The sequence below is a fragment of the Asaia sp. BMEF1 genome (assembly GCF_051628905.1).
GTDB lineage: Bacteria > Pseudomonadota > Alphaproteobacteria > Acetobacterales > Acetobacteraceae > Asaia.
Window position 1 is genome coordinate 2,904,960 of record NZ_CP157575.1, and the last position, 12,800, is coordinate 2,917,759.

Here is a 12,800-nt window from a genome sequence, read left to right on the forward strand (position 1 = left end):
AAACAACACAGAATCGCCAAGCAGGATCCTGCATCGACAGCGCGGTTCTGACGACCGCCTCGCCCGACGTCTAGCGCGTGCGGGAGATTTGTCTTGACCGTCAGGCGACGACACCCGATGCGTCGAAGGGCTCACAGAGATCCCAGAAAGAAACAACAGGTCCGAAACCGCGGGAATGTCGTGAGGGAGAACCAGTCGTGAAAAAACTGTGCATCGTCGCTGCCCTGCTTCTGGCCTGTCTGTCAGATACATGGGCACAACAGGCGTCCTCTTCACCTTTCGGGGGTACGACAGACCGGTCCATCGACACCACGAAGTCACTCTCGGCGATGGAAGCTCCACGCATACCCGATCTGCCCGCGCCCAATCTCGGATGGACGGATAACCCAGCAGTACACCAGCCCGCGCGAAAATTCACATTCGGGGTGCAGTACAAATATATGGCGCCCGAACTCATGCTCGTCGGTGGGCACACCTTGCTGGATAGCGTCTTTTCTAAATTCACCGCCTTGCCTTACGGAGCTGGCGATAATGGTGGCTGCGTCTTTTCGGTTTTGATGTCCTTCGCACCGCTGACCGGCACCAATTGCGGCGCTGGCGCGTATGAAGCCGTCGCGGATTACACGCTGGCGATCAACAATCCGCCCTGGTACGTCGCTGGCGCCGATTTCAGGGACGAGAACGGCGTCTCTCATGAGGTTTCGTTCTCATCCCGAGAGGCGATCCTCAGACCGGCCCTTCCCGCAAGCTATCGCGCCTTCATGCATGGTGGCGCTCATGTAATCACGAATATGGCGGCGGGCCCGGTTTTCAGGGATGGCTGGCCAGCTTTCGATGGTGTCGAGGCGCATCGTGGGTTGTCAAACCCGCTCTACGCCCAGGATCTGATTGGCTGGCACGAGGGCTCGGATAAAAACGGCAGCTTTACCGTTCTGACCATGAGAGGGCAGTGGCAGCCTTTTCTCTCCAAGCTTGCCAATGGCGCCACCGCTGTCGATCCAGGACACGCGCCAGCCATTGGATCGAATAATATCGCCATGAGACCGGAGAGCCGCGACAGGCTCGATACGACCTATTGGCCCGGCTACACGCATCCGTTCATAGAGATCGGTATCTACGTCAAGCATTTCACCCGAAACACCACATGCTCCGTACAGATAACGAAGGATCGTTCTGACCCTAAGAACCTGTCACCGTCGCGATCCTGCGATGAGGAACTCGATAACTGGTATTCTGGGCCCGATTATGAGGCGACGATGCATGGCCTCACGATAGGAAGCGGCTTCACGAACAAGGTGAGCACGGATAGCTATGGGTTGGCCATCGCAAGCCAATGGCCGACAGGCATACGCGTCAACCTTGTGAGTTCGAGCATGGATTTCGACGGAGATGCGTTCAAGGTCGTGCCCAAGCTTGGCCCATCGCCCATAATCGGCGCGAGGCAGGAAGTTTTCGAATTCAACGAAGAGCCGTTTCGCGATGCGGGTTGGACGTCGCAGTTCAAGATGTGGCAGCAGGTCGACAGCAACGGTTATGGCGATGCTCGCCATCTGCAAAACCAGCATGACACGTCATGGTGGCTGGGCCCTCGCTATGGCGACAGTTTCTATCGAATGAGCGATGCCGGTCGAACCGGGGGCAGCATCGTCTTCAATCCGGGCTGGGCGAAAAACGGTGTTTCTCTTTGCGGAGGCCCCGACACTCCTCCCGCTCGCAGCGTTGGTGACAAAAGTGCTACATGCTTTGTCCTCTCCGACCAGGGGAATGCCTCCTTGCGTGGCACGCTTCTGGTCGGCGGGGGCGCCTATGCCAAGACAGAGATCCTGCTCGCCGCTGGCAAGCTGCTTTTCGTCGGCAGAAGCCCATCGCAGGTTGTCGAGATCTTTCAGGGCGACCAGAGGCAGCTCATGATCGACGCCAGAAAACTGGCAGTGGGTGGTGATCTCACCGCCAGACATTATCACGAGGCCCTGTCCACACCAGCTTCCGGCAATGCGCCCTGCAACGCCGGAGATTTCACGGATGACGAGAATTATCACTATGTCTGCATCGCCAAGGATCGGTGGAAGCGTGTCAGGCTGGAGGCATTCTGATCGGGGCCTCGCCGTTGTCGCGGACCAGATGACGTAAACGGGGCGAGAGATCGCCGTTCTTGTCGTGCATTCTGCGGCCAATCACGACCGCATGGCGGGTGAGGGATATGCTGTCGAACAGGTGTCACTCATCCGGCGTCTAGAGATAAGGACGCGGATCGACGATTGTGCTGCCAGAGCGTAATTGAACGAAAAGCCGTCCGCCCGCGGCGTCCATGGCGCCCAGAGTTGTGTTGCGGCCAACGTTCTGGCCGCTTGCAACGCTAAGCTGGCCGATGCCGGAAAGCACAAAGCGGTAATGACGACCGCAATCGAGAATGATCATATTGCCAAAGGAGCGGAACGGCCCGGCAAAATCGATCTGACCGGCGCAGGGCGCGCTTACGGGGCTCGATGCGCGCGCTGCATAGGTAATGCCCGTGGCGGGGCCGCTCTCGGTGTCCTGATGCCAGGCGGTCACGATACTACCCGCAACGGGGCCGTGGCCGCCGCCATGACTGACGCCGCTGCCTGTCGAACCGCTCAGGCGTTTGGCCTGGCTGCTCATGGCCTGTGACTTTTCTTTCTGGTTTTGCAGCGCAAGGGCCTTTGCTTCTTCCTCCATACGCGCGCGCAGACGGGCCTGGGTCTTGTCTATGGCGGTGAGGGCGTCGTCGAGCGTTGCCGCCTTGGCCGTAGCAGAGGCGATTTCGGCACGAGCCTGTTTCAGGCGGGACTCCGCCTCTTCCTGCTGTTTTGTCGCCGCATCCATCTTGCGGGCATTGACGTCGCGCAATCTCGCCTGCGTCTTTTGGGCTTTTTCGAGCGCGTCATTGCGCTCGGCGAGCTGCTGCGCGGTCTGATCGAGAAGCGCCTGCTGCCCGCGCAGATCGTCTGCCTGCCGCGTGGTGAGGCGGGTCAGCCCGGCAATCAGGCTCAGTCCCTGAACGGACTTGTCTGCCTGACCGGAAAGGGCAACGAAAGACGTGCTTGGATAGCGCGCAAGGCGCAGCGCCACCGGCAGAATAGCTTGCAGGCTTGCCCGTCTGCGGGCGAGGGCCGCCCGTTGTCGGGTTTGCTGCTCGGTCAACCGGGCAATGTCCTGAGTGAGACTGTCGATCTGTTTTTCTGTCGCAGCGAGTTCCGCTGCGGCCTGGTCCGTCAGGGCCGAGAAATGGCGTGCGCGTTCCGCCTGAAGCGCCGCTTCCTGTGCGGCCTTCGTCTGCGCCTTACGCTGGGTGTCGATCAGCGCGGCTTCTCTTGCCTTGCGCGAGAGCAGGGCCTCGCGGTCCTGTTTCGCCTTGTCGAGTGCCTTCTGGCTGGCGCTCGGCGCGGCATGTCTTGTGTGGGAGGCCGCAAGAGTCGGGGCCTGCCCCATGAGACAGGCCCCGGTCAGCAGAATGCCGGTCAGGAGCAGTTTTTTGACCGGCATGGGCTGGCTCAGCCGTTGATGAGGCATTTGCCGGTCATGTCCGCCGGCTTTTGCAGGTTCATCAGCGTCAGAAGCGTCGGGGCCAGATCGGCCAGACGACCGTCATGAATGGCGGTGACACCGCGCCCGCCATGCAGGATCACCGGTACGCGATTAAGCGTATGGGCGGTATGCACCCCACCCGTCACCGGGTCGCGCATGGTTTCGCAATTGCCATGATCGGCGGTGACGATCAGCGCGCCGCCCATCTTGTCGATGGCGTCGACAATGCGCCCGAGCCCGGTATCCACCGTCTCGCAGGCCTTGATCGCGGCAGAGAGCACGCCGGTATGGCCCACCATGTCGGGATTGGCGAAGTTCAGCACGATCAGGTCGAATTTGCCGCTCTCGATCGATCTGACCGCATGATCGGTCAGTTCGGGCGCCGACATTTCGGGCTGGAGATCATAGGTCGCGACCTTGGGCGACGGCACCAGAATACGCTCTTCGCCCGGCAGAATGGCTTCGCGTCCGCCATTGAGGAAATACGTCACATGCGGGTATTTTTCGGTTTCGGCCATGCGCAGCTGTGCCAGACCGGCCTGAGAGACGACATCGCCCAGCAGTTGGTCCATCGACTGCTTGGGGAACATCACGCTCATGAACGGCGCGAGAGCGGAGCTATAGGCCGTCATCCCGCAGACAGAGGCGAATGTGACGACCTTGGAGCGGGCAAACCCGTCGAAACCGGAGAAGAGCATCGCATCGAGCAATTCGCGGATACGGTCGGCTCGGAAATTGGCCGACAGAATGCCGTCGCCATCCTTCATGCCGGCGTAATCGCCGATCACGGTCGGCACGACGAACTCGTCGGTCACGCCCTTTGCCTGGCTCCCAGGCAGAACGGACAGCGCATCGGCGGCGTGCTCCCCTTTGGCCGAGACGATCGCATCATAGGCAAGGCTGACACGTTCCCAGCGGTTATCGCGGTCCATGGCGTAATAGCGTCCGCTCACGGTCGCAATCGACGCGCCTTCCGGCAGCTCGACGGCAAGCGTGCGAATATAGCCATCGCCCGAATCAGGCGCCGTATCGCGCCCGTCTGAGAACACGTGCAGCGCCACTTTCACACCGGCTGCGGCCACGATTTTCGCCAGCGCGGCGATATGATCCATATGGGCATGAACACCGCCGGGCGAGACGAGGCCCACGAGATGACAGGTGCCGCCGCTGGCTTTGAGCGCGTCGATGAAGGCACAGAGAGACGGGTTCTGAGCCAGAGATCCGTCACGGGCAGCGCGTGTGATGCGCGGCAGATCCTGCATGACCACACGTCCGGCACCGATATTGAGATGGCCGACTTCGGAATTGCCCATCTGACCCTCTGGCAGTCCCACATCCTCGCCGCAGGCTCTGAGATAGGCATGGGGTGAACTGGCCCAGAGGCGGTCGAAATTCGGCGTGTTGGCGAGGGCAACGGCGTTGTCTTCACGGGTTGCGCTGTCACCGAACCCGTCGAGAATGACGAGCATGACCGGGCGCGGTGTGCCGGAATGCGATGCGGACATGAGAAGTCTCCTGCAAATTTGGGCATATCATGACGCATTTTGACGCGCGTGCGAACTCTCCCCCCAGGGCGCAGCGCGATTTTCCCGGCATTGGGGCGATCACAAGACAGGTGAGGGGCGAGGCTCTGTCGGCCCCTCACAGCACGATTTTCAACGATTGCGTCGGCTACTCGACGAGATAGATGCCTGTCGTGGCCGATTGCTGGCGAAGCACGTGGCTCTCTCCGGTCTTGAGATCGACCACCCTGATCGTGCCGCCCAGATCGCTGACGAAGGCGAATGTCTCCGTCTTGTCGATGGCAAGGCCGATACCCTCATCGAGACCACGCAGAATGACCTTGTGTTCGAGCAGCCCCCTGGCCCCAATGCGCGCCATGTTGAGGCTGTTGCCGTCGGGTGCCGCACCGCGATCGGTCCAGTAAAGGCGATTCGAGCCGGGGCAGACATGCAGGTCGATGGGTTCGGGCAGGTGATCGGCCAAAGTCTCGATATCGGTCCGGCTCGACGGATCGGTGCCTTCGGGCATGGCCATGGGCATGCGGAAAATGCGCCCGATGCCGCCTTTGGGGGAGCCTTTCTGCGTCCAGTAGATCTGTCTGGCAACCAGGTCGAGCGCAATACCCACGCATTGCCGCGAGAAATCGGGCATGTCCTCAGGGTAGTTTCCGCGTTTCAGCAATACCGCGATTCCCGTGCCGTCGAGGCGGCTGCGTATGATCCTCATGCCTTCGCGGTCGCACCAGTAAAGATGACCTTCCGCCCGATCGACAGCAAGCTGCTTGGGCGTGACGATCTGTCCCTTGCCGACCAGAACCTCGTGCTGACTGCCATCCAGCCGTGCGCGTTCGATCGTGCCGTCGGCGGCCTCCCAATCCGCGCCCATATTCGTCCAGGTAATCTGGCCTGCAACGGGGTCTACCCAGAGGCCATCGGGGGTCCCCCACCAGGCATCGAACCGCGCGACCACATGCCCGTCACGGGTCGAAAGCGCGGTGATGGCCGGTGGCGCGGTTTCGAGTGTGTAGAGGATCGGATCCTTGCTCATGATGCGCGTCCCTTTTCGTTGTAATCGTAAAATCCACGACCCGTCTTCAGGCCGAGCCGATTTTCGGCGATCATCGTCTTCAGAAGCTTGCGTGGCGCCTCAGGCAGATGGGGGTAGGCGCGCGCATAATGCTCTTCGATCTGCAGCACGATATCGAGACCGACCCGATCCATCGCCCGAAACGGCCCCATTGGCGTTCCCTGCGTCTCGCAATAGATGCGGTCGATCACTTCGGGAGACGCGACGCCCTCAGCCGCAACGCAGAGCGCCTCACGCTTGATGGCTGCCCAGATGCGGTTTTCGATAAAGCCAATGCTCTCTTTTTGCGCGATATAGGGTGAAAGCCCCAGCGTCGAGAAATAGGCGGCGAGGTCTTCCATCAAGCCCGGACGCGTGGTGCCGCAGGACATGAGTTCCACTGCACGCTGCTCCGGCGGCATCATGAAATGCGTATTCAGAACACGCGTTCTGTCCGTTACTTCTGCCACCATTGTGCTTGACGGATAGGAGGACGAATTGGTGGCAAAAATCGCGTCAGGAGCCGCTTTTTGCGACAGCGTACCGAAAAGAGAAATTTTGAGGTCCAGCCGCTCCGGTAGCGCCTCGACAATCAGCCAGGCGTCATCGATGGCGGCCTCAAGCGTGGCTACGCTGTCGATCTGACCGGCTATGCCGCCTTCGAGGGTTTTAACGAGGCCCGGCAGCGCTGCGCGTGCATAATCGAGTCCGGCCTGTGTCGCACCGGCGTCTCTATCGAATAGTCGCACCTGTCCGCCACGCGTTGCGAGCATCAAGGCAATGCGTCGTCCGAGCGTTCCGGCGCCGATAACTGTTGCGGGGCGCGTTCTGGCTCGTTCAGTCACAGTGTTTGTCACGAAGATTCTCCCTTCAGTCAGGAAGCGTCAAAAAGTGACGCCACCTTGATTGAATTCGAGGCATCATAACGCGCTTCGAAACGCTCAAATCTTGCAATAACGCAGAGCGTGACTGCATAAATTCAGGCATGAGTCGGAACGAATACAGTGTTTTTATCGCAGTTGCCGATAGTCTGAGCTACACGCGCGCTGCAAAGCGGCTGGGTGTGCATCCAACCAGCGTTTCGCGCAGTGTCGAGCGTCTGGAGGCCCGTCTTGGGCTGAATCTTGTCGAGACGGGTTCCGAGGGGTTGCGTCTGACCGAGGCCGGTGAGCGCCTCAGCGCTTTCGTGGCGCCCCTGCTCGATACGCTCGATAATGGTGTGGAAGCGCTCTGCCGCGATGCTCGCAGCGGCGGTGTGTTGCGTATCGCAGCACCGCCCGAAATTCTGATTTCCTGCGTCAACCCGATCGTCAGGGAGATGCTAGCGCAAAACCCTGCTCTGCGCGTGTCGCTGGAGGCCAGCGTCAGTCTGCCCGATTTCAAGCGCGCCGAATGTGACGTTTTTCTCAGTCATCGGCGCGATGAAATGAATGAAGGCGACTATCGTATCAGGCGCATCGGCACGTATGACATCGCGCTTTTCGCCGCTCCGACGTTGCTGGAGAGGCAGGGCCAGCCGCTGACGCCGCAGGATCTCGCCTCGTTTCCCTGTCTCGTCCGCCCCGGGGAACAAGGCTGGACGCTCATCCCGGTCGAGGGGGAGGGAGGATCATCGGCCGGGGCACAGATCGACATCCAGCTCGACAGCCGTATCGCGGCGACACCTGCGCCGATCCGTCTCGATTTTGCCTGTGCGGGGAGCGGCATTATCGCGGCCAGCCTCGAACTATGCGCGCAGCCTCTGGCACAGGGGAAGCTCATGCGTGTCCTGCCCGGCTATCGCCTGCCCTCGGGCGCGCTTTACGCCGCCCAACCCGTAAGACATCACACGCGCCCTGTCGCCGAGGCCTTTATCACCCGCCTTATCGAACGGCTGAAACTGAACCGGAAGGAGGCTGACGCGCTGGAAAAAACGCGCTGAAGTGCCATATCAGGCGTATCTCCCCGGCCTCGGAAAAAGGATCCTTTCCATGAGCGACGATATCCAGATGCCCAGCTGCGGCCTTCCCTTGACCCCCGAACAGCATCGTGTGCTGCGCGAGCATGGCACGGAGCGCCCCGGATCGAGCCCGCTCAACGATGAGAAGCGCGAGGGTGTCTATCACTGTGCCGGATGCGAGGCACCGCTGTTCGATTCCTCGACGAAATACGAGAGCGGCAGCGGTTGGCCGTCTTTTTTTAGCCCGCGTGAGGGCATGACCGAGACCACTATCGACAAGACCCATGGCATGACCCGCATCGAGGTGCATTGCGCCCAGTGCAAGGGTCATCTCGGTCATGTCTTTCCCGACGGGCCGAAACCGACCGGATTGCGCTTTTGCATGAACGGTGTGGCGCTTCGTTTCGAACCAAGCTGACAGCGCAACGATTTTTCGCTAAGGATCGCGCTATGACAGCCCTTCCTCCCTCCCTGGTCGTGCTCGACCACCCGCTCGTTCAACACAAGCTGACCCGTTTGCGTCAGGCTTCGACCTCGACTGCGGGGTTTCGTCGGCTCACGCGCGAGCTGAGCCTGCTGATGTGCTACGAGGCCACGCGTGACCTCAGCACCGAGCCGGTCGAGATCGACACCCCGCTGGAACGCATGGAGGGGCGCCAGCTCTCGGGCAAGAAGCTCTGCTTCGTGTCGATCCTGCGTGCCGGTAACGGTATTCTCGACGGTATGCTCGATCTCATTCCCGCGGCCCGCGTGGGTCATGTGGGGCTATACCGCGACCACGACACGCTCGAAGCGGTCGAATATTACATGAAGCTCCCCGATGACGTGGCCGAGCGCGAATGCATCGTGGTCGATCCCATGCTCGCCACCGGCCATAGCGCGGCAGCGGCCATCGATCGCATCAAGGCGAGCGGCGTGCGCAAGATCATCTTCGTCTGTCTGCTCGCCGCGCCCGAAGGTGTGGCGTGCCTCGCCGAGCGTCATCCCGATGTGCGCGTCGTTACCTGCGCGGTCGATCGCGGTCTGGATGAAAAAGGCTATATCCGCCCAGGTCTGGGCGATGCGGGCGACCGCCTTTTCGGAACACGCTGATCATGACCAGCGAAGATATCGATGAATGGCTCGATAGCTGGGTCGAAGCCCATTACTCGAGCTGGGGTACTCCCGATCAGGCCGCTCAGGCCTGCGTCGCCGCAGCGAATAAGGCCGGTATCGCCGAGCGCGATCTGAACGCGGCCACAGGCGGCGATCTGGCCGCTTATCTCGAAGAAGAGGCCGCAGCGATTGCCGATGCTTCCGGTTCGGCTCCCTCAGACTTCTAAGATCTGCGGGCTCTGCCCCGCCCCCCGGAAAGGGGCGCGCCCTTTTCATCCCTGATATAAATGGGTATCCAAAGGGCGACGGCCCTTTGGTGGGTTTCAGGGCGAAGCCCTGAGATTTTCCGCTATTTCGGCGCCGGACCGCGAATGATCTGGGCCATGTCTTCGGGGCGCACCCAGTGATGGAAGGCATCCTGCACCTGTTTGGCGCTCATGGCGTAAACAGCTCTGGCGCGTTCATCGGGTTCGGTAAGAGGCAGGCCAAGATCGATGAGCGAGAGATATTGTCCGGCGATGCCGCCGAAACTGGCGCGCTCCATGGGGATGGCGCGCAGGATGGACGCCTTGGCGTTAAGAAGCTCGTCATCCGAAACCGGGCTGGACTGCATGGACGCGACGTTGTGCAGGGCAGCGTCGCGGGCCCTGTTGGTCTTGTCGGGATCCGAGCCGTAGGAGATCATGAAAGCGCCGCGATTGGCTGACCAGGCAAAATCGGAACCGGCGGTATAGACCATGCCGGTGCGTACGCGCAGATCCTGCATCAGGCGTGACGAGAAGCCGGAACCGAGCACTTCATTGCCCACTTCTAGCGCATAGCGATCGGGGTTATTCACGCCGCTGGCGACGGTCTGGGCGAGATAGACCGAATCCTGCAAGCGACCCGGATCGTCGATGACCGCTTGAGAGGGCTTGCTCTGGGGTCTTGCGGGCAGATCGACCACAGGTTGCGGGCCGGTTGCAGACCAGGTGTCGAACGCTGACTCGACTGAGGCTTTAGCTTTTTCAGGGGTGATGTCACCGATCACGACGATGGTCGTCAGGTCGGGGCGATAGGCGGCTTTATAGAAGCTCTGCACGTCTGCGAGCGAGATCGATGCGAGAGTCTGTGGCGTCGTCTCGCGCAGTGACGGATCATCAGAGGGGGCGAGGGCTTTGGCCACGGCGCGCTGGAAGCGATAGCCGGGAGATTGTAAAACCCCTGCCTGCGCGGCGATGGCCTGCTGTTTCAGGATCATGAAAGCCTGGGCAGGAAAGGCGGGGTGCAGCTCGTTTTCAGCGAGAAGAGCGAGCGTCTTGTCGAAATTGGCGCTGAGAGTGCTGAGCGAGAACGATATGCCGCCATTGGCATCGGAGGCCAGCGCATCGAGAGCCGCTGCGAAGGCGAGGCGGTCATGGCTGGTGCTGCCGAACAGGAACAGATCGCTCGTCAGATCGGCAACGCCTTCTTTCCCCTTGGGCTGTTGCAGGTAGCTATTGTGACGGATGGAACCGTAGAGACGGATCGTGTGGCTGACATGCTCGGGCTGGACCAGAAGGGTAATGCCATTCTTAAGCGTGTAGCGCGCAGGCAGGCTCAGCGGCTCGGGCTTGGGCAGATCGGCCAGAGCCGTCGCAGCCCAGTCGGGCAGAGCGATATTCTTGCTGGGCGGGGGCAGAAGCGATTCCGGCCCCTTGGCGCCACCGATCTGGGGTGACTTGCCGCCTGAGGGAGTCAGGATGCCGGTAACGGCATGAGCGGGGTCGAGCAGGCGCGCAGCCAGCGCATTGACCTGTTCGAGCGTAACACCGCGATAGGCCTTCACCAGATCGGCGGGTGAGTTCACGCCGCTATAGGCCAGCGCATCGGCCCAGCTCTGGGTCAGATCGGTAATGCCGTTGGCATTGAATTCGAGAGCGGCGATTTCCTTGCGCTTGGCGGCTTCGACCAGATCGGCAGGTACGCCTTTCCGGCGGATCGTCTCAAGAATGCTGCGCACTTCGCCAAGAAGCGTGCTGGGGTCCTGTCCCTTGGGGAAGGCGGCCAGAGCGCTGCCGACACCGGCATGAACGCGGGCACTATAGGAAAATTCGGTTCCCAGCGCCTTGCCTTGGGGCACGAGGGCAAAAAGCGCACCGCGCTGGCTGGCCAGAACATCGGCAAGAATTTGTGCAGCGGCGTAATCCGGGCTTTGTGAGCCGGGCATACGATACGCGATGCTCAGAATGCCCGTGGCATAGTCGCTGTCGATTTTGATGGTCTGCGCTTCCACCGGCGCCGGCTCGACCACAGGGCGTGCAGGGAGCTTGCCCGAGGGGATGGCGCTGAACTGGTTGCGCACCTTGTCGAGCGTGGTTGCAGGATCGACATCGCCCACGATGAGCAGAATGGCGTTGTTCGGCTGATACCAGCTGTCATAAAAGCCGCGCAGCAGCTTCGCGTCCGTCTTGTCGAAGGACTCGCGCGTGCCGAGCGCGTCATGCTCATACGGCGTGCCCGCAAACAGGGCACGGTTCAGCGCGATCGTGTAGCGCTGGAAAGGCATTGAAAGGTCGCGGGCGACCTCCTGCTCGATGGCGCCGCGTTCATGCGTCCAGTCGGCATCGGTCAGCAGGACATTGCGCATGCGATCGGCTTCGATCTTGAGCAGCAAATCGAGATAATGCGCCGGTGCCTGAAAATAGAACTGTGTCGTGTCTTCGGTCGTGAACGCGTTGCTGACATTGCCGATGCGTGCGCTGACGGTCGAAAGCTGATCGCGGCTGAGCGCCTTCGAGCCGTTGAACATCATGTGTTCGAGGGCGTGTGCCGTGCCGGGAAAGCCATTGGGCGCGGCGGCCGAACCGGCAAGATAGATGACCTGCGTCTGCACCACGGGGGCAAGGCGATCGGGCACGATCACGACGCGCAACCCGTTCGGCAGGGTGGCCTTGACGGCGCTGTCCATCGCGGTCGCCGCATGAGCGGCGGGAGTGGCGGGCGCTGCCAGGGCGGGGAGGGAAAGCGCCGGGGCAATGAGCAGGCTCGAGGCCAGAAGCATTTTGCGCAGATGAGGCAGCACGACCATGTCAAACTCCTGATGGCAGGAAACGCGAAAGAAAGCAGGCAGCGTAACAGCTTGTCGCAGGCTGTCCATGTTGCCCGCGGTTAGCGGGGTGGTTCTATAGGCCAGTCCTGCGCGGCAAGACGTGGTGGGATAAGAAAAAAGCACAGCAGGGCGAATAGAAGTGAGCCGGGTGTCAGCAGCCAGCGCCACCAGAGCCCTGTCTGCATTACGAGCGTCGTTGCGAATTGCATGCCCAATAGCATGGCGCCGATATTGAGAACGGCGATCGTTGCCGGGCGATTGAACCGCGGAACGAGAAACGCGAGTGTCGGCAGGCAACTGGCGCCTGTCAGAAACAGCCCGCATGCCCAGCCTGCCACCAGAGCCGGTCCGAAAGCCAGCCGCTCATCGAACCATGTGGTCAGAGCGATCATCGTGCCGGCGATGAGACCGGCTTGTAAGGCGCGCTGCAAATGGAGGCGATAGACGGCGCGGGCAAAGATGCGTTTCTCGCCATAAGGCCCGAGCGTCAGGAGAAAGGGCCAGTCTCCGCGCTGGGTCATCCATGCGGAAAGACTCACGCCAATCAGGAGGAGGCTCTGACGTGACAGATTGGGCAGCCTA

The 12,800-nt window shown here is 61.1% G+C and carries 11 protein-coding genes; 5 read left to right on the forward strand and 6 right to left on the reverse strand.

All coding sequences use genetic code 11. The features are described from left to right. Window positions 1–197 precede the first annotated feature (197 nt). A complete protein-coding gene (locus ABHV46_RS12960; RefSeq protein WP_438381775.1) occupies window positions 198–2,093 on the forward strand; it encodes a hypothetical protein in 1,896 nt (631 codons plus the stop codon). Between the two features lie 139 nt (window positions 2,094–2,232). Here the strand turns inward: ABHV46_RS12960 and ABHV46_RS12965 are convergent, their stop codons facing one another. From ABHV46_RS12965 to ABHV46_RS12980, 4 genes are all read right to left on the reverse strand, one after another. After that, on the reverse strand, window positions 2,233–3,531 hold the full coding sequence (locus tag ABHV46_RS12965; protein ID WP_438381776.1) for a murein hydrolase activator EnvC family protein: 1,299 nt from the start codon (window positions 3,529–3,531) through the stop codon (window positions 2,233–2,235). Further along, window positions 3,513–5,051, reverse strand: coding sequence for a 2,3-bisphosphoglycerate-independent phosphoglycerate mutase (gene gpmI, locus ABHV46_RS12970; RefSeq protein WP_438381777.1), 1,539 nt, complete (start codon window positions 5,049–5,051; stop codon window positions 3,513–3,515). The genes ABHV46_RS12965 and gpmI overlap by 19 nt, the downstream gene beginning before the upstream one ends. 166 nt (window positions 5,052–5,217) lie before the next feature. After that, window positions 5,218–6,096, reverse strand: a complete 879-nt coding sequence (locus ABHV46_RS12975; RefSeq protein ID WP_438381779.1) for a hypothetical protein — start codon at window positions 6,094–6,096, stop codon at window positions 5,218–5,220. Then, entirely contained in the window at window positions 6,093–6,971 is an 879-nt protein-coding gene (locus ABHV46_RS12980; protein ID WP_438381781.1) for a 3-hydroxyacyl-CoA dehydrogenase family protein, read from the reverse strand. The genes ABHV46_RS12975 and ABHV46_RS12980 overlap by 4 nt, the downstream gene beginning before the upstream one ends. Window positions 6,972–7,099: 128 nt before the next feature. Here ABHV46_RS12980 and ABHV46_RS12985 point away from each other — a divergent pair, with 128 nt between their 5' ends. From ABHV46_RS12985 to ABHV46_RS13000, 4 genes are read left to right on the forward strand one after another with little or no spacing between them, the layout of a single operon-like run. Next, on the forward strand, window positions 7,100–8,035 hold the full coding sequence (locus tag ABHV46_RS12985; RefSeq protein ID WP_438381782.1) for a LysR family transcriptional regulator: 936 nt from the start codon (window positions 7,100–7,102) through the stop codon (window positions 8,033–8,035). Window positions 8,036–8,084: 49 nt separating this feature from the next. Then, window positions 8,085–8,471, forward strand: a complete 387-nt coding sequence (gene msrB, locus ABHV46_RS12990) for a peptide-methionine (R)-S-oxide reductase MsrB (protein ID WP_438381783.1) — start codon at window positions 8,085–8,087, stop codon at window positions 8,469–8,471. A gap of 32 nt (window positions 8,472–8,503) precedes the next feature. Further along, window positions 8,504–9,145 carry a uracil phosphoribosyltransferase gene (gene upp, locus ABHV46_RS12995; protein ID WP_438381784.1) on the forward strand — a complete coding sequence of 214 codons (642 nt, stop codon included), beginning with the start codon at window positions 8,504–8,506 and terminating at the stop codon, window positions 9,143–9,145. Window positions 9,146–9,147: 2 nt separating this feature from the next. After that, window positions 9,148–9,375 carry a hypothetical protein gene (locus ABHV46_RS13000; RefSeq protein WP_438381785.1) on the forward strand — a complete coding sequence of 76 codons (228 nt, stop codon included), beginning with the start codon at window positions 9,148–9,150 and terminating at the stop codon, window positions 9,373–9,375. Between the two features lie 122 nt (window positions 9,376–9,497). Here the strand turns inward: ABHV46_RS13000 and ABHV46_RS13005 are convergent, their stop codons facing one another. Further along, window positions 9,498–12,197 carry a M16 family metallopeptidase gene (locus tag ABHV46_RS13005; RefSeq protein ID WP_438381786.1) on the reverse strand — a complete coding sequence of 900 codons (2,700 nt, stop codon included), beginning with the start codon at window positions 12,195–12,197 and terminating at the stop codon, window positions 9,498–9,500. 80 nt (window positions 12,198–12,277) lie between these two features. Continuing rightward, on the reverse strand, window positions 12,278–12,739 hold the full coding sequence (locus ABHV46_RS13010; RefSeq protein WP_438381787.1) for a hypothetical protein: 462 nt from the start codon (window positions 12,737–12,739) through the stop codon (window positions 12,278–12,280). Window positions 12,740–12,800: the final 61 nt, after the last annotated feature.

Bases quoted from the DNA above. Each gene is read 5' to 3' on its own strand.
- ABHV46_RS12975 (WP_438381779.1), bottom strand. From the start codon at position 6,096: ATGAGCAAGGATCCGATCCTCTACACACTCGAAACCGCGCCACCGGCC.
- ABHV46_RS13005 (WP_438381786.1), bottom strand. From the start codon at position 12,197: ATGGTCGTGCTGCCTCATCTGCGCAAAATGCTTCTGGCCTCGAGCCTG.
- ABHV46_RS12965 (WP_438381776.1), bottom strand. From the start codon at position 3,531: ATGCCTCATCAACGGCTGAGCCAGCCCATGCCGGTCAAAAAACTGCTC.
- msrB (WP_438381783.1), top strand. From the start codon at position 8,085: ATGAGCGACGATATCCAGATGCCCAGCTGCGGCCTTCCCTTGACCCCC.
- ABHV46_RS13000 (WP_438381785.1), top strand. From the start codon at position 9,148: ATGACCAGCGAAGATATCGATGAATGGCTCGATAGCTGGGTCGAAGCC.
- ABHV46_RS13010 (WP_438381787.1), bottom strand. From the start codon at position 12,739: ATGACCCAGCGCGGAGACTGGCCCTTTCTCCTGACGCTCGGGCCTTAT.
- ABHV46_RS12985 (WP_438381782.1), top strand. From the start codon at position 7,100: ATGAGTCGGAACGAATACAGTGTTTTTATCGCAGTTGCCGATAGTCTG.
- upp (WP_438381784.1), top strand. From the start codon at position 8,504: ATGACAGCCCTTCCTCCCTCCCTGGTCGTGCTCGACCACCCGCTCGTT.
- gpmI (WP_438381777.1), bottom strand. From the start codon at position 5,051: ATGTCCGCATCGCATTCCGGCACACCGCGCCCGGTCATGCTCGTCATT.